12 protein-coding genes are annotated in these 19,193 nt (G+C 68.6%); 10 read left to right on the forward strand and 2 right to left on the reverse strand.

Features of this window, described 5'->3' with window-relative positions; all coding sequences use genetic code 11:
• Positions 1–391 precede the first annotated feature (391 nt).
• The 5 genes from ACIQBL_RS23925 to ACIQBL_RS23945 all read left to right on the forward strand — a co-directional run bounded on the left by ACIQBL_RS23925 (position 392) and on the right by ACIQBL_RS23945 (position 13,862).
• Positions 392–4,228 (forward strand): LamG domain-containing protein, encoded by a 3,837-nt coding sequence (locus tag ACIQBL_RS23925; RefSeq protein ID WP_401944841.1) that lies wholly within the window; start codon positions 392–394, stop codon positions 4,226–4,228.
• A gap of 263 nt (positions 4,229–4,491) precedes the next feature.
• Entirely contained in the window at positions 4,492–6,165 is a 1,674-nt protein-coding gene (locus ACIQBL_RS23930; protein ID WP_401944843.1) for a hypothetical protein, read from the forward strand.
• 695 nt (positions 6,166–6,860) lie between these two features.
• Entirely contained in the window at positions 6,861–11,822 is a 4,962-nt protein-coding gene (locus ACIQBL_RS23935) for a DUF3320 domain-containing protein (RefSeq protein WP_401944844.1), read from the forward strand.
• A 94-nt stretch (positions 11,823–11,916) separates the two neighbouring features.
• On the forward strand, positions 11,917–13,155 hold the full coding sequence (locus ACIQBL_RS23940) for a sensor histidine kinase (RefSeq protein WP_401944846.1): 1,239 nt from the start codon (positions 11,917–11,919) through the stop codon (positions 13,153–13,155).
• Positions 13,152–13,862, forward strand: a complete 711-nt coding sequence (locus ACIQBL_RS23945; RefSeq protein ID WP_401944848.1) for a response regulator — start codon at positions 13,152–13,154, stop codon at positions 13,860–13,862. Before ACIQBL_RS23940 ends, ACIQBL_RS23945 begins: the two co-directional genes overlap by 4 nt.
• 45 nt (positions 13,863–13,907) lie before the next feature.
• Here the strand turns inward: ACIQBL_RS23945 and ACIQBL_RS23950 are convergent, their stop codons facing one another.
• A complete protein-coding gene (locus ACIQBL_RS23950) occupies positions 13,908–14,246 on the reverse strand; it encodes a DUF4333 domain-containing protein (protein WP_401944850.1) in 339 nt (112 codons plus the stop codon).
• A gap of 486 nt (positions 14,247–14,732) precedes the next feature.
• On the opposite strand from ACIQBL_RS23950, the gene ACIQBL_RS23955 reads away from it, so the two are divergent.
• From ACIQBL_RS23955 to ACIQBL_RS23975, 5 genes are all read left to right on the forward strand, one after another.
• A complete protein-coding gene (locus ACIQBL_RS23955; RefSeq protein WP_401944852.1) occupies positions 14,733–15,233 on the forward strand; it encodes a DUF5994 family protein in 501 nt (166 codons plus the stop codon).
• Positions 15,234–15,238: 5 nt separating this feature from the next.
• Entirely contained in the window at positions 15,239–15,523 is a 285-nt protein-coding gene (locus tag ACIQBL_RS23960; RefSeq protein WP_401944854.1) for a hypothetical protein, read from the forward strand.
• Positions 15,524–15,619: 96 nt separating this feature from the next.
• Complete coding sequence (locus ACIQBL_RS23965) at positions 15,620–16,627, forward strand: SPFH domain-containing protein (protein WP_401944856.1); 1,008 nt, start codon at positions 15,620–15,622, stop codon at positions 16,625–16,627.
• Between the two features lie 48 nt (positions 16,628–16,675).
• A complete protein-coding gene (locus tag ACIQBL_RS23970; RefSeq protein ID WP_401944858.1) occupies positions 16,676–17,524 on the forward strand; it encodes a GAF and ANTAR domain-containing protein in 849 nt (282 codons plus the stop codon).
• Positions 17,525–17,548: 24 nt separating this feature from the next.
• A complete protein-coding gene (locus ACIQBL_RS23975; RefSeq protein WP_401945072.1) occupies positions 17,549–18,265 on the forward strand; it encodes an ANTAR domain-containing protein in 717 nt (238 codons plus the stop codon).
• A gap of 4 nt (positions 18,266–18,269) precedes the next feature.
• On the opposite strand, the gene ACIQBL_RS23980 is transcribed toward ACIQBL_RS23975, so the two are convergent.
• The gene (locus ACIQBL_RS23980) at positions 18,270–19,094 is read right to left on the reverse strand and encodes a SigB/SigF/SigG family RNA polymerase sigma factor (protein WP_401944860.1); all 825 of its coding nucleotides are present in this window, start codon (positions 19,092–19,094) and stop codon (positions 18,270–18,272) included.
• Positions 19,095–19,193: the final 99 nt, after the last annotated feature.

A 19,193-nucleotide genomic window follows, 5' to 3' on the forward strand; every position in this document is an offset into this window, starting at 1 on the left:
CCGATCACACGGGAAGCGTGATCGACGGGAGGCTATTGATGGGAGGGAGGCAACTCAATACCCTGTGCCGACCATGTGGCGATCACGTATGCCAACTGAGTGTCTGATGTGCCTTTTCCGTGAAGGGGCGAACATCATCACCTAGCGACAAAACAGACACCACGTGCATTGCCCGCCGCATCCTCAACACCCGTAAACGTGACGAAGATCACTAATGCAAAGTGTTGGCAAATAGAGGGGGAGCTGTTTCGTGTTGTCCGGATACGCCCGAAAGCCGCGTAAGCGAAGAGAGCTGATACGCCGGCTGGCGCTGATACCCGCGCTGACAGGCCTGTTGCTCACTGTTCCCGCCGTTTCGGCGAGAGCAGATGATCCGGCTCCGAGCGATCCGATGCTGGCCGCGCAGACCGAGGCCGTCGCCAGCGGTCAGGACGTGCCCGTCGAGTCGTTGACGACGGAAACCTCCACAGTCACCGCCAACCCCGACGGCATGTTCACCTCCACCACCAACGTCATGCCGGTGCGGGTCCTCAAGGAGGGCGTCTGGACGCCGGTGGACGCCACCCTCGCCGAAAATTCGGACGGCACGCTGTCGCCCAAGGCCACGCCGAACGACGTCGCTCTGTCCAGTGGCGGCAACGGTCCCTTGGTCACCCTCACCAATCAGGACGGGCACAGCATGGCCCTGACCATGCCTTTCACCCTTCCCGCGCCCACAGTCAGCGATGACACGGCCGTGTACAAGTCGGTGCTGCCTGGGGTGGATCTGTCCGTGTCGGTCACGGATCAGGGCGGCTTCAGCGACGTGCTGATCGTCCACGACGCCACAGCCGCCGCCGACCCGCACATCAAACAGCTTACCGAGGCCGCCTCCACCCAGGGCCTGACCCTTTCCGCTACGGATTCGGGTGGCATGAACGCCACCGCCGCCGACGGCTCCGTCGCCTACACCAGCCCCCGCCCGCTGATGTGGGACTCCAGCACCCTTCCGGACGCGCTGACGGGAAACGTGCCCGCAGCGGACACCGGCACGACCGGTGGCGCCCCCGCCACGTCGTCCGTCGATGGCCCCGGCGAGGGAGCCAATGTCGACACGGTGTCGATGACCACCACCTCCAGCAGCGTCACGCTGGCGCCGAACCCGACCGTGCTCAAGGACACGAGTACGACATACCCCGTGTACATCGACCCGTTCGACAACCCGGACACCAAGACCTCCGGCCACTACGACGAGGTCTACTCCAGCTCCACCTGCTCCGACAGCCCGCAGTACGACAAGCCGCAGCCCGATGGCGAAGGAGTGGGCTACCAGCGCTGGGGCGGAGTCTGTGGCATCGGTCTGGAGCGTTCGTACTACGCCATCCCGACCAGCACTCTCGATCCCTCCATGCACGTCTACGACGCGCTCATCACGGTGAACTCAACGTATGCAGCCAGCTGGGACTGCTCACAGGACCAGCCGATCACCCTCCACACCACGGGGTCGATCGACTCCGGCACCGACTGGAACACCAAACCCGACCCCGTCGACAACAACTACGACCCCGTCAAAACCACGATCCCCAGCGCGGCCAACTCCGGCAGCAGTTGCAGCAACCACACCGCGTCCTTCAAGGTTCTCGACCAAGCCCAGCGAATCGCGAAGTACCACAGCGCAAGCGGCGACTACTGGACCGTCGCCCTCTACGGCAACGAGAGCACCTCGTCCAGCAATGACGACTATCTGCGGATGTCCAGCAAACTCACGATGACCGTGAAATTCGACGTCCCTCCGGATGTCCCGACGAGCCTGAAGACCACGCCGCCCGCCACCGGCGCCACCGGCGACTGCGTCACGAGCGGAGACGGCTGGATCGGCGCAGTCACCTCCTCCGACGCCGGAAGCAACGTCCAACTGCACTCCACCGTCAAGTCGAATGTCTCCGGCGAGAACGTCAAGGCGATCTTCCACGTCTGGGACCGGACCGTACTCGACTCCAGCGGCAACGCCCAGGACGAGGGAAGCCCCGCTACCGGCTACGTCTCAGCGGACACCGCCAGAGATGTCAACCTGCCCGTCGGCTTCACCCTCAGGGACGGCCACGAGTACGGCTGGGACGCCTACGCAAAGGACAACAACTCCACCCTGAGCCTGACTTCCGACATAAGCGACCACTGCTGGTTCAAAACCGACTTCACCCCACCGGACACTCCCAACGTCGCCACGAACAACTCCTTCCCACCCGTAGGTACTGGCCCTGCCGACCCGGTGGTCCACGCCGAGCCCGGCAAGACCACGAGCTTCACCGTGACAGCAGCCGACGGCGCGCCCTCCGACACCAGCTGTACCCCGAACGCCTGCTTGTCCAGCGGCGTCGACCACTTTCTGTGGCAGGTGGACAGCCAACCCAGTGTCACCACCGGCACCCCAGCCTCCGTCACCAGCAGCGACAGCTCAGGCACCGCGACCGGCACAGTTACCGTTCCGGTTACCAACTGGGGGGTCCACACTCTCTATGTCGCCGCCGTCGACGCGGCCGGGAACCTCTCTCAAGCCCCCGCCAGCTATACCTTCACCATCCCCTGGAATCCGGATGCCAAGATCACACCAGGTGACATCAGCGGCGACGGCATCCCCGACCTCCTCGCCACCACCAAGAGCGGCGACCTCGAACTGATACCCGGCGACACTGACCCCGCCCAGAGCGCCACCCCTGCCCAGACTGGACAGGTCAGCACCGCTCCCGCGATCAGCGGCCCGGCGCTCGTCTCGACCCCGGCCGACTCGCCCGACGGCACCGGCTGGAACAACTACCTCATCGCCCACCGCGGCAATCTGCACGGCGCAGACGTCGACGACCTCTTCGCCTACAACCGCAAGACATCCCAGTTGTACGTCGTCCCGAACGACCTCGATCCCGCGGCCGACAGTGCCGCCCAACTTGCCCCCTGGTCCAGCTTCCCCGGTTACATCGGCAAGCGTGTCAGCGACCCCGTGACCAAGGGTCCCTGCCAGCCGACCGTTCCCGACAGCCGCTGTGCGGGCGCCGGATACGACCCGACCACGCCCTGGAACATCACCCAACTCATCGCACCCGGCGACGTCTACGGAAACCAGGAGCACCATCCCGCCGTCATCACGGTGGAGAACGGCAAGCTGTGGATCTACCAGTCCGACAACGGCAAACACCTCACCGACCCGATCCTTCTCGGTGACGGCGACTGGTCGGGCCTCACACTGATCGCGCCTGGCGAGTTCCAGGGCACGCCCACCCTGTGGGCACGGGACAACTCCACCGGGGCGCTCTACAGCTACTCACTGGCTGTCGACGCCAACGGGCTGCCCGCACTCCTGCACGCCTCCATACGCACCACGCTGCCGCTGACCCTGTCGCCGAGCACCTACCCCGTCGTCGCCTCACCGGGCGACCTGAACAGTCCGACCGGCGGACCCGACGGCAACCCCGACCTGTACGCCGTGGACACCCACGGCGAGCTCACGGAATACCCGTACATCCGGAGCAGAGTCCTCGTCTCCCCGCCCCAGTACCTCTTCGGCGACCCGGTCTCCCTGGGCACGATCACCAACACCGCCACCCACGGATGGACTCTCGACGACGGCACCGGCACCGCCACGAAGGACAGCGTCGGCACCCTCGACGGCACCCTGAACGGCGCCTACTCCTGGGCCACCGACACCACTCGCGGCAAGGTCCTCAACCTCACGGGCACCACCGGATACGCCGCCACGAGCGGGCCGGCCGTCGACACGTCCAAGAGCTTCACCGTCTCGGCGTGGGTCAACCCCGGCTCTCTCACGACCAACTCGACCTTCGTCTCCCAGTCCGACAGCGCGGGCAACGCCAACGGACTCCAGCTGTACTACTCCTCCGCCAAACAGGCCTGGGCCTTCAGCCGCCACAACGACGACACCACCAGTACGTCCTTCACGGCCGTCTACGGCGGCACCCCAACCATCGGCCAATGGACCCACCTGGTCGGCGTCTACGACGCCTCCACCAACCAACTCACCCTCTACGTCAACGGCCGCCAGTCCGGTACCAAGACCTACAGCGGCACCTCCTGGAACGCCGCCGGTCCCGTCCAGATCGGCCGCCGCCTCTACCAGGGCACCTACGGCGAGTACGCCAACGGCAAGGTCAGTGACATCCACATCTACGACACCGCCCTGCCCCCGGCCGACGCCGCCGCGAAGGGCGACAACCCTGTTGTCAGCCAACTCGACTGACCTGCAAGGGGCGTTCGGCGCTCGACCAGGGACACCCTGGTCGAGCGCCCGTCCGCTCGGCGTTGAGGAGCCGTCAGGTTCCAAGCCGCCCGTACGACGCTCCCAAGTACCGCCCTGTCAGAGCACGTCACTAAAGTTCTCGATCATCTGGCCTGCGAACCCCCGAACGAACGGCGAACTCCGCAGTTTCGCGACTTGGCACGGCCCTTCTGCTCGATCCTCACACTCACTCTCGTATTCGGCCGATTCCCTGGGGGACCATCTTGAGACGCAGCACGTTCATGGCGACAGCCACGGCAACCGCCCTGTCCGCCACCCTGTTCACGGGTTTCTCTCCGGCCCAGGCGGACAACGCGACCGGTGGCCCCGTCCTGTCCGACGCGGACGGCTGGTACGAGCCGGGGTTGATCTTCGTGACTGCCCACTCTGACAGTCCCCTCACCCACATCACGGCACACTTCTATCCGCTGGACGCACCGGCGGGGGACCCGGAGGCCGGATCTACGGAGGACTTCACCCAGTACTCCGGACAGGACGCGACGTCAGGTGTCTGGCGGGCGCCGGTCCACCTGGCCGATCTCGGCGACTACCGGGTGACCGTCGACCTTGAGGACGCCTCCGGCGCCACCGTCACCGGTGCCCTCTCCCCGCACACTCTGCGGTACCAGACCCTGGTCACGATCCCCGAGCTGACCGCCACCCCCACCGTGCCGGACTACCTCCACCAGCAGGTCTCCGTCACCGGCAGCGCTCTGGCCACCGACCCCCGCCACCCCGACACCCCAACCCCCGCCGCCGACGTACCCGTCGACATCGAGACCGGGCGCGGCCGGGTGAGCGCGACCACCACGGCCGACGGCCGCTTCACCGCCGCCTTCGTCCCCACCCAGACGTCCATAGACCTGACGGCCGGCCCCGAGGCCTCCGTCAACTACCCGGGCGCGATCGACCTGTTGAGCCCCAAGCAGTACCTGCACACCACGCAGGCACCGGTCCGCTTCACGGCGAGCACCCACGTCCTGAACCTGAAGCAGGGCGCCACCGGCACCGTCACCGGCCGCGCCGAGATCCAGACCACCGCCGGCTGGCAGCCACTGCCGAGTACCACGATCACCCTCTTCGGGCTCGACGCCCACAACCGTCCCGCCTTCGTAGTCGGCGAGACCGCCACCGACAGCCACGGCTCCTACACGCTGCACGTCTCCTCGTACAACGCCGCCCCGGCCGCCGAACTCATGGCCGGCACCGGCGACATGCCCTTCCAGCAGGTCGCCACCGAGCCCTTCAGTCTCCACGTCGCCTACACCACGCACCTCGACATGAGCGCAGACCTCAACGACGAGGCGTCCCTCAAGGTCTCCGGCTACGTCTACTACGAAGACGCACGCGCCCACTGGCCCACCAAGCCCACCGTCACGCTGCAGTACTCCAAGGACGGCAGGAGCGGCTGGAAGAACGCCACCACCCTCCCCATCACGATCCGGCACAACAAGCCCCAGTTCGAGGAGGATTTCGCCGGCACCTTCACCGCACCGAACACCAACGCCTACTGGCGCGCCCGCTTCAACGGCAACCCCGACCTGGCCACCAGCACCACCAAACCCGTTCACCTCTACCGCTACGCCACCCGCATCACCGGCTTCCACGCCACCCCCGACCCGGTCCGCAGGAACCAGTGGATCAGCTTCACCGGCACCCTCCAGTACAAGAACGGCACCACCTGGAAGCCCCTCGGTGAATCACCCGCCCTCTACTTCAAGCCCCGCGGCTCCACCACCTACCACTTCGTCGCCGACCTGGGCACCGACAAACACGGCCACCTGAACGACATGGAGACCGCCAAACAGGACGGCACCTGGGCCGTCACCTTCAACCGCCAGACCGGAGACCACTACCTCAGAAGTACCCGGGTCACCGACTACGTCGACGTCCAGTGAACTCCCGCTGGTACCTCTGCCTGCACGTTTGGTGGGTCGAGCGCCAAGGCGCGCATCCTCCAAGGTTTGTAGGGCTGCCACAATCGGTACAGCGGGCACGTAGAGGCGCCAGCGCTCGTGGCCGTGGCGCTCACGGTGGCCGCTGGGTGGCCGGACGCCTTTGGACGACGTCGAACGAGGCGGCACAGGACAACCGGCCGTACGTGCTCTGATCGGCCTGAACGTCACTTGGCAGCACGGCACGGCACCAAACGACATGATCACTCATGGTCTCGTAATGCGTAGGTCTAGGGTTCGAATCCCGAAGGCGGCTCTGCCGAAGCCTCAGGACTCACTCGCCGTGACCTGGGGCTTTTGCTTTTTTCGGGACGGTTGGGGAGGGGCTGTAGATGTCCCGCGCCACGCGGAAGGCTTCCGCCTCAGGGGCCGCGGTCCAGGGCCTTCGGTCGGTGACGGGCTCGGATCAGGCGTTGCTCATCCCCCCCCGGGATCGGACTGCTGATCGGGCGCAGGCGGCGTTCAGGGCGGAGCCTTCCGTGCCGCGCTCGTGAAGCACATTCCCAGCCAGGGGCAACGGATTCGCATCGAGAGTTGTGATTACGGCTGTGTTGGGTGGACTGGGCTGATAACTACTGAGCCCGGGGGGTCCGAGGTGTGTCGCCTCCTGCACAGTCCGTGATCAGGAGGTCATCCGTATGTCCAACCGGCAAACGACCGGTGTTGTGCACCCTGGCAGCAGCGACCCAGGTCTCGACCGGTTGAAGACCGTCCTCAGCGGCTGGCGCACCTCCCTGCTCGATCTGGGCGGTCGCAACAGGCTGCTCAACTTTCGCCATACCAGGACCGCGACTCTGGAAGTCACGTCGCCGGACGCGGCGGCCGTCCTTTCCTCGCTGACCCGGGGATGGTCCTTCGCTGCGATCGAGGAGCAGCAGGAGACGGACAGCTCGGAGGCGTACGACCTTGAACCCGTCGGCGCGCGTGGGCCCGGTGCTTCCGGTCTGGTGACGCAGAAGACCACCCAGGCCACCCTGGACTCCGCGCTCTACCAACTGCGGCAGAAGTCGGGCCAGATGTACAACGACTACGGCCTGTGGGTGCTGTGGCTGGGTGTCGGAATGCTCGACTGGCGGGAGGACGGAGCGCACGAGAGCAGTGCGGCCCCCCTTCTGCTCGTTCCGGTGGAGCTGCGGCGGGACATCGCAGGGCGGACCCGTCTGCACCTTGCGGAGGACCAGGACCGGATCCACAACCCGGCGCTGGCGGTCAAGCTGGACCGGCTGGGCGTCGACTGGAGCCCCGTCACCGGCACCGACGTGACCGATCTTCAGGCGGTACTCGGCGCAGCTCGGAAAATCGCCCTGTCACAGGACGGATGGTCGGTCAGCGAGCGGGTGGTGCTCGGTCTGTTCGCCTCGTACAAGGAGGCCATGTACCAGGATCTCCAGCAGAACGAGGAGCGGATTCTGGCCCATCAGTTGGTGCGGGCCGTCGCCCTCGGCCCCGACTCCGGGCTGCCCGACGACCTGATCGGCTTCGAACCGCCGGAGTTGGACCGCATCGACGAGGTTCAGCTGCCGGAGCGCACCCCGCTCGTCCTGGACGCGGACTCCTCGCAGCGGCAGTGCATCGCGGCTGCCCTCGAAGGCCGGTCGTTCGTCATGAGTGGCCCGCCGGGTACGGGCAAGAGCCAGACCATCACCAACATGATCGCCGGCCTGATGCACGCCGGCCGATCCGTGCTTTTCGTGAGTGAGAAAGCGGCGGCCCTCGACGTGGTCCGCAATCGCCTGCGCGGTGTCGGCCTCGACGATTTCGTGATGGCCCTGCACAGCGGCGACACGAGTAAGAAGGCCGTCGCCACGGAACTCTCGCGGGTGCTGACGACGGAGGTACGGATCACCGGGGCGGCCGAGCACGAACTCGACCGAGCGCGCCGACTGCGTGAGGAGCTGTCCGCCTACGCGGCGGGTATGAACCAGATGCGAGAACCGCTCCGGCGCACTCTGCACGACGTTCTGGGCCGTCTGGTGCTTCTTGAGCAGGCCGGCACCCCGCAGCTGACGCTCGGTGTCAGAAACGCCAAGACCGTCGAGAAGCTCAGCGCCGGGGCGCTCCAGGCACTCATGGAAGCCGCCGGGGCCCTTGGCCGGGCATGGCGCCCGGCAGTCGAGGGGGAGGCGTTCGCCTGGCGCGGACTGGTGGGTACCTCGGCGCTCAGCGTCCTCTCCGACGCCGCCGACGCATTCGAAGCCCTGTTGACAGCTGCCGAGCGCCGCCCCTTCGCGACCACGGTTCCCGAGCCGCGGACCGCGCACGATCTCAGGCAGACCGTACGTGCACTGAGCGCCGGTCTGCCCGCTCGCGAGCCGGCGGAATCAGGCGTCGTCCTTCCGGAAGATCTCTCGGGCACCCTTGCCCAGCTCGCCGACCTGTTCGGCATGCCCAAGCCGGAGACGGCCGGCACGGCGTTCGAACTCTTCGAACTGGCCGACCTGACGGCTGCCGCAGACCGCCCGCTGCGACAGTGGTTCGACGGCTCCGCCTTGCACCGGGCGCATCAGGCGGCGGACGAGCTGAGAGCGGCCGTCGCCGCGGAGACAACTGCGCGTCGGACAGCGGAAGACGTCTTCGGCGAGCAGGTGCTGGCCGACGCGGAACTGCCCGAGTTGGTAGGGCGCTTCGCCGAGCAGCACCGGGGAGTCATGGCACGCTTTTCGACCCGGTACAAGGACGACCGCCGTGCTCTCGTGAGGCTCACCCGGAACGGCACCTGGAACAAGGCGCTACTGGGACGGCTGGAACACGCGCTGGCCTGGCAGAATACGGCCGCCGAGGTCGTTCGGCAGGCTGACCTGCACAGGGAACTTCTTGGCCGCTACACCCCGCGGACGAGCCAGGATCTGGTCGTGCTCGACCGGGCACTGGCAACCGCCGACCGCGTGCGCGAGTTGACCGCTGACGCCGTCAACCGGGACCTGCCCGCCGCACGCCTGGCCGACGACACCGAATCCGATCCGCTGCCGCGGTTGCTCGCCGACAGCGCGCGGAACTCGCTCGCCGACTGGTGCGAGGCCGCGACGTACCGGGCCGCGCGCTGGACGGAAGCGGCGACCGCGCTGCTCGGCCTCTTCGATCCCGCGCGGCGGGCGCAACTGTCCCCGGTACTGCTGGGCACGCTCGGCCAGGCCCGGCAGCTTCTCGACATCCTCCTGTCCGACACCCAGGGCCCGGAGGAATGGCTGGCGCATGGTGACGCGCTTGCCGTGCTGGCCCGCTACGGCGCCGATGACCTCGTCCCCCGTGCGGCCGAGCGCCGAGTCCTGCCGGAGCAACTGCCCGCAGTTGTCGAGCAGGCGGTGCTCAGGGCCTGGGCCGACGACATCCTGGCCACTGATCCGAGGCTGCGGACCACTCGTGCCGACGATCTGAACGCCCGGGTGGCGGACTTCCAGGAGGCCGACCGCCGGCTTGTCGCCGCCGCGGGCGGAGCCGTCATCGAGTCGTGCAACAGGCGCAGGCCGCGCCGGTTCGGCGGAGGCGCCGCCGCAGTGATCACCCGGCAGGCGGAGCTGAAGAGGCGGCACATGCCGGTGCGTGAACTGCTGGGCAGGACCCGGGAAGTAGTACAGCTGATCAAACCGTGCTTCATGATGAGCCCGTTGACGGTCAGTCAGTTCCTCCCCGCCGACTACCACTTCGATGTCGTCGTTTTTGACGAGGCGTCACAGGTCCGACCTGCCGACGCGATCAACTGCATCTACCGGGGGAGTTCTCTGGTGGTCGCCGGCGACGAGAAGCAGCTGCCGCCCACATCGTTCTTCGACTCCTCTGTCGAGGACGACTCCGACGAGTACGACGAAGACGTTCCCGATACTTTCGAGTCACTTCTGCACGCCTGCAAGGCCGGTGCCATGCGGGAACTGCCCCTGCGCTGGCACTACCGCAGCCGCCACGAGGACCTGATCACCTTCAGCAACCGGTCCTTCTACGCTAACTCCATGGTGACCTTCCCCGGCGCCCTGGACCACGGCAACGACGTCGGTGTTGCCTTCATCAAGGCCGACGGCGTCTACGACCGCGGTGGCCGCCGTGACAACCGCGGCGAGGCGGAACTCGTGGCCGAGCGGGTCATCCACCACTTCGACACACGTCCCGGCCGCACCCTCGGCGTCGTCGCTCTCTCCCAGGCTCAGGCATCGGCCATCGATCAGGCCGTCCAGCAGGCCCGGCTGCGCCGTCCCGACCTGAACCACTGCTTCACCGAGGACAGGCTCGACGGTTTCTTCGTCAAGAATCTCGAATCGGTGCAGGGCGACGAGCGCGACGTCATGATCATGTCCATCGGCTACGGGCCGGACGAGCACGGCACACTCGGGCTGAACTTCGGGCCCATCAACAAGGAGGGCGGCTGGCGTCGGCTCAACGTCGCCGTCACTCGGGCCCGCTTCCGGATGGAGGCCGTCGCCTCCTTCCGGAGCAGCCGACTTCCCGACAGTACGAACGAGAGCGTCCAGCACCTCAAGAGGTATCTGGAGTACGCGGAGAACGGGCCCGCCGTCCTCGCCCAGGACGTGATCCAGGCCGACGCCGAACCGGACAGCCCCTTCGAGGAGTCTGTTCTTCAGGTACTGCGCGGTTGGGGCTACCGGGTTCAGCCGCAGGTCGGTGTGGCCGGTTACCGCATCGACCTAGGCGTCCGCCATCCGGAGGCCCCGGGCTCGTACGCCCTCGGTATCGAGTGCGACGGGGCCATGTACCACTCCTCCAAGGCCGCCAGGGACCGGGACCGCCTTCGCGAACAGGTCCTCGCGGGCCTGGGCTGGCAGCTCTACCGAATCTGGGGAACCGACTGGTACCGGAGCCGAGCCGCTGCCGAGCTGCGGCTGCGCGAGGCTGTCGAACTCGCGGTCGCCAGGGGCCCGCTCTCGGTTCTTGCGAACGCCGCGGCGGTCGTACCGCCGGCGGGCGACGGCGCGCCGGAGAACATCACGGCTGTCCCGGGAAGGGACAGGGGCAGCGATTCGTCGAGCCCAGGGGCCGCGCCCGCGACCGTCGTCGTTCCGGCGGACCACCAACGCGTTCCGGTCGACACGGAGCCGGACCGCCCGTGGAGCGCCCTGTATGAGATGGGTGACATGTCCGTCGATTCGCCTCACGAACTGCACACCCTGGAGGCCCGGCCGGCCCTGCGCAAGCTTCTGAACAGGGTCATCGGGATCGAAGGCCCCATCCATGAGGATCTGCTGGTTCAGCGGGCCCGTGAAGCGTGGGGTCTGGCCCGAGCAGGCAACAGGATCCGTGACAACGTCCGCGAGGTGGTACGAGGCCTTGTCCGCGCGGGCACCGTCACCGTCAACGGTGGGTTCCTGGACCTGGCGGGCCGGGACGCACTGGACGCGCGTACGCCGTACGGCGACGACGTGCCACGCAAGGCCGCGCATATCGCCCCCGCGGAAAGGCAGTTGGCGCTGTACGAGCTCGCGGCCGAATGTCCTGGGATGTCGCGGGACGAACTCGTCCGACAGGCTTGTGAGTTCTTCGGCTGGCGGCGGGCGGGCCGGGACATCCGTGAATGCCTGGAGTCGGACATCAGCGAACTGCTCGGCCGGAAGAAGCTCACGGAGACGGCTGGCACGATCACTGCGGTGAGATGACCTGGTCGGACCTCGTTCCCGGCACCGTTCGGCTTCGTCGCGTCGTCCTTTCGGCCGAGGCCGTTCGGCAAGGGGTGCCCCTACGCTGCGAGTTGTGCGAGACCCAGACGATCAGACTCCCCTTTCCCGGCTGTCCCGCCGTACCGCACTCACCGCGTTGGCCGTGGTCATGGCGCTGTTGTGGGTGCTCGATGTGGCCGGCGTCGCGACCGTCGCCGGGCTGGAGGGGAGCGGGGTGTGGTGGCGGCTGGTCCCGGGTGTCGTGGCCGCCGTGGCGCTGCTGCTGCCGGGCAGGCCGGGGGTGTTGGCCTGGGGCGCGGGGGTCGCGGTGGCCGTCTCCTGGGCGGTCACGCTGGGACTTCTCGGGTCCGTGACGCCGACGTTCGCGGGCTGGGGGCTGTTGGAGACGTTGTGCCTGCTGCTTCTGCTGGTGCGTACGACGCAGGATGTGACGCCGCCCTGGCCCGCCGCGGTGCTGGGTGCCGCACTCGCCGTCGCCGTGATCGCGGCACCAACGCGACTGGAGGGCGGCGGAGTTGGCTTCTCCTTCCTTCTCACCTTCCCCACGGGCGGGGCCGTCGGCCTCGGTTGTTATCTGCGCAGCCTCGACGACCGTAGAAGGCGTGCGGTCGACGCGGTGCGGCAGAGCGAGCGGCTCGAACTCGCCCGGGAACTGCACGACTTCGTCGCCCACCACGTCACCGGGATCGTTGTGCAGGCGCAGGCCGCGCGGGCGATCCGGGAGAGCGCGCCCGAGCAGGTGGACCCGTTGCTGCGGCACATCGAGCAGGCCGGGTCCGAAACCCTGCAGTCCATGCGGAAGTTGGTGCGGGTGCTGCGCGAGGACGACGGACGGGCGGTGCGGCCGGGGGATCTCTTCGCCGAACTGGGCGAACTGGTCGCCGCGTTCGCCGAACGCGACGCCCCCGCCACGCTCCAGGTCGCGGCCGAGGCACGGCAGGCGCGGCCCGATCCCGAGGTGGAGACGTCCGTGCGGAACGTGGTGCGGGAGGGGCTGACGAACGTACGCCGTCATGCGGCGGGGTCGCCGGCCGTGTCGGTGCGGGTCGGGTTGTCGGGGGAGGGTGAGGGTGAGGGGGGAGGCGGGGGTGTGCGGCGGCTTCGGGTGGAGGTGCACAACGCGCCGCCTGCGCGGCGGGCGGCGCCGAACGCCGAACCGCTGGGCGGGCGGGGCGGGTTGGGACTCGTCGGGCTGGCGGAACGTACCGAGGCCGTCGGTGGCACGTTGCACGCGAGCCGGGCGGAGGACGGGGGCTGGCGGCTGACGGCGGAGTTTCCGTTGCGGGGGGCTGTGACAGGATCGCCCGCATGACCGATGCCAGCGACGGCGCCAGCGCCGGTGGTTCAGCGCGACGGATCCGGGTTCTGATCGCCGACGACCAGGAAATGGTGCGTACCGGTTTCCGGTTGATCCTCCAACTCCAGCCCGACATCGAGGTGGTGGGCGAGGCGGCCGACGGCGTGGAGTGCGTGGAACTGGCCAGGAGGCTGCGGCCCGACGTGTGCCTCGTCGACATCCGGATGCCGGGACTCGACGGGCTGGAGGTGACCCGGCTGCTCGCGGGGCCGAAGGCCGTGGACCCGTTGCGGGTGGTGGTCGTGACCACCTTCGACCAGGACGACTACGTCTACGGCGCGTTGCACGGGGGTGCCTGCGGGTTTCTGCTGAAGGACGCGGGGCCCGGGTTGCTGGTGGAGGCGGTGCGGGCGGCTTCGCGCGGCGACGCGCTGGTCTCGCCTGCCGTGACCGTACGGCTGTTGGAGCGGATCGGGGAGCAACGGCCCGCGGCGGATGCCCGGCGGGCCGAGGTGTCCTCAAGTCCCCTGACAGGACGGGAACTTGATGTGGTCCGGCTGGTCGCCGACGGGCGGACCAATCAGGAGATCTGCGCGGAACTGTTCGTCTCGCTCTCCACCGTCAAGACTCATATGGCCAGCATTCAGAGCAAGTTGAGGCTGCGGAACCGGGTGGAGATCGCCGCGTGGGCCTGGCGGTGCGGGGTGGTCGGCGACCGCTGAGTCGGGCACCTGTCTCTATCTCCGTCTCTATCTCTACTTCTACTTCTACTTCGTCAGGCCGTAGTCGAAGCTCACCCTGTCGCCGTCCACTCCGGTCACGGAGATCAGCATCTTCTTGGTCCGGCCCTTGAAGACGGCGGTGCACTCCACGGTGTAGTCCATCTTCGCGCGCAGCCCGCCGGGGCAGCTCACGGACTGCGGGCCGTCCTGGACGAAGGGGATGGCGTAGTTCTCCTTGGCCTGCTTCTCGACCTCGGCACGCGGCACCGTGTGATCCGCTCCGCTCGCGGTGGCGACCGACGAGTTGTCGAACACGTTCCATGCGACCACGACGCCGGCCGCCAGTACTGCGGCCACGGCCAGGGCAATGACGATGCGCTTCATGGGGTGCTCCTCGGTTCGCGGTGCGGCCGGTCCGTACCGGCTGCTCTGCTCAGAGACTCCTCCTGCGACCGCGTCCGCCGCCTCGGTACAACGGCCGGTTGGGGGCGTCGGCCTCGGCCGTAAGTACGAGGGCCGTTCGGCGGGCGGGTCATGGGGTGACTTTAGGGGTGGGCGCGCGTACGTCACATGCGTTCGGCCTTCTCCCTCGCCGCTCTGGTGATCTACGACCGGCAGCACCATGGGGCGAGTCCGCCCGCCGCGAGGGATACGAGGATCGCTCCCCAGTGTGGAGTTGCTCGGGAGCTGGGGGTGCGGGGTTTCGGCGGGGCGGTGCGGGACAGCGTCCGCGGCCCGGGAAAGCGTAGGTCCGAGGAGTAGGCTGGAAGTTACCGAGGGTACTCCGCGCACCGGCCTCCACGCCCGTGTCGTTTTCGGCGATTGAATACGCCGGGCCGGTTGCGACCGGTCCAGAGCAGGGTTCGCGTCATGACTGCGCCCGTTTCGTACGCGCCGACACTCGAGGACCGGGCCGTCGCCGCTCCGCCCGTCCGGATGTCGCTCGCTCCCCTTGGTTCGGCACCGGCTCTGCTGGACGGTGCCTGGTGGCCCCGGTCCCGTGATCTGGCCGCGGAACTTCCCCCGTTGGCCGCCGTACTCGACTCGCTGTGGGGGCGGATCACCAGGATCACGGTGAACCCCACGCACTGGCCGGCCGACTTCCCGCGCAAGGTGCCCGTCGCCGGGCATGTGGTGAAGGTGGGCTGGTTCCTGGCCGAACAGGACCCGCACCAGCTGCTTCTCCTCTCGTACCGCACCTCCCGCTGGGACCTGCTGATCGTCCCGCCGGAGACGGACCCCACCACGGCCGCCTGGCTGATGGCCGCCGCGAGCGACCCCTCGCGCACGTCGACCGCGAGCGCGCTGATGGAAGAGGCGGCACGCCTTCCGGTAGCGGTAGAGGTACCGGCTCCGGCGCCGGGTGTGTGACGGGCATGGGCAACTCCGTGACCGTGACCGTGATCGTGCTGCTCGCGATGGTCGGTGCGGGCGGCTTCCTGATCCACCGACTCCGCAACCAGCGCGCCGAGCGCGTCAACGCCTTCCCCTACGACCGCTCCCGCCCGGTCGTCCGGGGGTCGGCGCCCTCGGCCACCCACAAGGCGCGCAGCCGTGCCGGCACGAGCGGCACCGGCGACCGGCCCGACCAGCGAGACCACCGCGACGACGGAAGCGCACGGCCCCCGGCACGGAGCCGGGCCGGAGCGCCGGAGAAGTGAGTCACCAGCCGACGTGACTGATGTAACTGACGTAGCACAGCCTCGACAGCAGCCCAGGACCCCGGCCGCGCCACAGACGACAGGAATGTGAGAGCCATGGGTGTGCTGATCACTGTGCTGGTGCTGGTCGCCGCGATCGGGCTGGTGCTGGTCGCGGCGAGCCTGCGCAACGTCCAGCAGTACGAGAAGGGCGTGGTGTTCCGCTTCGGGCGGCTGCTGCCGGAGATCCGCGAGCCCGGTCTGCGGGTCATCCGGCCGATCGGGGACCGGATGCGGAAGGTGTCCGTCCAGACCGAGGTGCTCAGCATCCCGCCGCAGGGATCGATCACCGCCGACAACGTGACGCTCACCGTCGACGCGGTCGTCTACTTCAAGGTCATCGACCCGGTGAAGGCCCTGGTGAACGTCCGTGACTATCCCGGCGCCGTCTCCCAGATCGCCCAGACCTCGTTGCGCGCGGTGATCGGCCGGGCGGATCTGGACACGCTGCTCTCCGACCGCGACCTCATCAACGCCGAGCTCAAGAAGGTGATGGACGCCCCCACCGAGGAACCCTGGGGGCTGCGCATCGAACGTGTGGAGATCAAGGACATCGCCCTCCCGGAGTCGATGATGCGCTCCATGTCCAAGCAGGCCGAGGCCGAGCGGGAGCGCCGGGCCCGGGTCATCGCCGCCGACGGCGAGTTCCAGGCGTCGCAGCGGCTGAGCGCCGCCGCCGCGACCATGGCCGACACCCCGGGCGCGCTCCAACTGCGCCTGTTGCAGACGGTGGTGGACGTCTCCGCGGAGAAGAACAGCACCCTCGTCATGCCGTTCCCGGTGGAGATACTCCGGTTCTTCGAGCACCAAGGGCGGGAGACCGACGCGGAGTTCGCCCGCAGGACCGCCGGTACGCGGCCGGCGATCGCCGAACTCCCCGCGCTCCCCGAACCGCCCGCGCTCCCCGAACCGCCCGCGCTCCCCGAACCGCCCGCGCTCCCCGGAACACCCGCGCCGACCGTCCCCGCCCCGGCCGCCCCGGCCGCCCCGACCCCCGCGCCCGTCTTCTCCCTGGGCGGGAAGCGGGTCGACTCCGATGCCGATACGACACATGCCCCCAGCTGACGCCCGCCCGCTCCGCTCCGTCCCCCGGACATCGGCCAGGTGGTCCGGGTGAGGTCCGACAACCGGTCCGCCCGGGTCCAGGTGCTGGTCGCCGAGCAGGCCGCGCTGCACGGCGGCCCGGTGGGTGTCGCCGACGTGTGCACCGCCGCCGTGGCCGCGCTCCCGGTCGGCGGAGCCGGGCTGTCCGCGATGTCCAGGCCCACGACGTCCACGGCCGCGGCGAGCCATCCGCTGTGCAGCACCGACGACATCAGCGAGCAACTGGAGGAGCTACAGCTCACGTTGGGCGAGGGGCCCTGCGTGGACGCCTTCCTGCACGGCTCCGCCGTCCTGACCCCCGACCTGCTGAACGGCCGGCTCCAGGACCACTGGGCGGTGTTCGCCGACGCGGCCCTGGAGGCCGGGGCACGCGCCGTCTTCGCGCTGCCCCTCCAGATCGGGGCGATCAGCCCGGGAGTCCTGGACCTGTACGCCGACGTGCCGACCGTCCTGGACCCGGAACAGCTGGCCGACGCGCTCGCCTTCGCCGAGCTCGCGACGCTGCTCCTGCTCGACGCCCGCATCGACGAGAGCGCCCCGCCGGTCAACACCCCGGCCGCGGCACGGGACTTCGAGGATCTGGGCGGCTACCGGACCGAGATCGACCAGGCCACCGGCATCCTCACCGTCCAGCTGGGTACCGGCATCGACGAGGCCTTCGTACGACTGCGCGCCCATGCCTATATGCGGGGGCGCCGGCTCGCCGACGTGGCCGCCGACGTCGTGGCCCACCGGCTGCGCTTCTCTCCGGACCCCGCTGACCCCGCTGACTCCGCTGACTCCGCTGACTCCGCTGACCCCGACGACCACGACCGGCCCGGCGACCACGACCAGCGCGACGACAACGACCAGACCTGACCTGACGCAATGAGGGTGTTCATGATGAATCAGCAGCTCCTGGCCAAGACGTTCGTCGAGCTGGCGGACAACCTGGTCGCCGACTTCGACCTGATCGACTTCCTGCGCCTGCTCACCGATCGCTGTGTCGGCCTGCTCGGCGCGAGTGCCGCCGGGCTCCTGCTCGCCGACCGCGACGGCGAACTGCGCGTGATGGCCGCCTCCGACGAGCAGGTGCGACTGCTGGAGCTCTTCCAGTTGCAGAGCGACGAGGGCCCCTGCCTGGAGTGCTACCGCACCGGCGCACCCGTGCTCGTCACCGACCTGACCCGGGAGGTCGAGCGCTGGCCGCGGTTCGCCACCGCCGCCCACCGCAGCGGTTTCACCGCCGTACAGGCGCTGCCGATGCGGCTGCGGGACGAGGTCGTCGGCGCCCTGAACCTGTTCCGCGCCGAACCCGGCCCCTTCGACCCCGCCGGCACCCTCATCGCCCAGGCCCTGGCGGACGTGGCCACGATCAGCCTGTTGCAGCAACGCACCACCCACCGCAGCACGATCCTCAACGAGCAGCTGCAGAGCGCCCTGAACAGCCGCATCCTGATCGAGCAGGCCAAGGGCAAACTCGCCGAACGCCGGGGCGTCGACATGGAACAGGCCTTCACCGCGCTGCGCGCCTACGCCCGCTCCCACAACCGGCGCCTGTCCGACGTGGCCCGTGCCTTCATCGACGCCTCCGAGCCCCTCCCCGGACTGGCCGTCTGACCCGTCAGGCCGCCCTCTTCGCGACGCGCGGCTCGGCCATCACCTGGTCGTGCAGACGGGCGCAGGTGCGGGAGATCAGCCGGGAGACGTGCATCTGGGAGACACCGAGCCGCAGACCGATGCGGGCCTGTGTCATCTCGCAGAAGAACCGCAGGTAGAGGATCTCGCGTTCGCGGGCGGGCAGGGCCCGCAGCAGGGGGCGCAGCGCCTCGCGGTCGACGATCAGATCGAAGTCGGGCTCGACGCCGCCGAGGGTGTCGGTCAACGGGTGACCGTCCGTGGGGTGTCCGGGTACGGCGTCCAGCGACCAGGCGGTGTACGCCTCCAACGCCCCCTGTCCTAACCGCACTTCGGCCTCGGTCAGCCCGGCGTGCGCGGCGATCTCGGGGACGGCGGATGTCATCCCGCCCCGCGTGGCGCTCAGTTCGTAGTCGGCGGAGCGGACCTGGCCGCGCAACTCCTGTACGCGGCGCGGGACATGGACGACCCAGAGTTCGTCACGGAAGTGCCGCTTCACCTCGCCGAGGATCGTCGGTACGGCGAAGCTCGGGAAGGCGGAGCCGAGACTCGGGTCGAACCTGGACACCGCCTTGACCAGGCCGAGTTGGGCGACCTGCGCGAGGTCGTCGAAGGTCTCACCGCGATGCCGGAAGCGCCGGGCCAGCCGTACGGCCATCGGCATCCAGGCGACCACCAGCTCCTGGCACAGCGCGGACCGCTCCGGACCGGCGGGCAGCGCGGCGAGCCGGCGGAACGACTCGGCGGTGTCGGGGGAGTCGTCGTAGGAACGTTTGGTGGTACGGGACTTACGGGTGCGGTCGGCCTGCATGGGGACGTGCTCCCTCGTCGGTGGTGTCGCTCACCGTGGGGCCGGCGGACCGCAGTGCGTGGGGGAGCAGTGAACACCGCTCCCACGGGGGTGCCTCCG

It is taken from the genome of Streptomyces sp. NPDC088350, assembly GCF_044753545.1.
GTDB lineage: Bacteria > Actinomycetota > Actinomycetes > Streptomycetales > Streptomycetaceae > Streptomyces.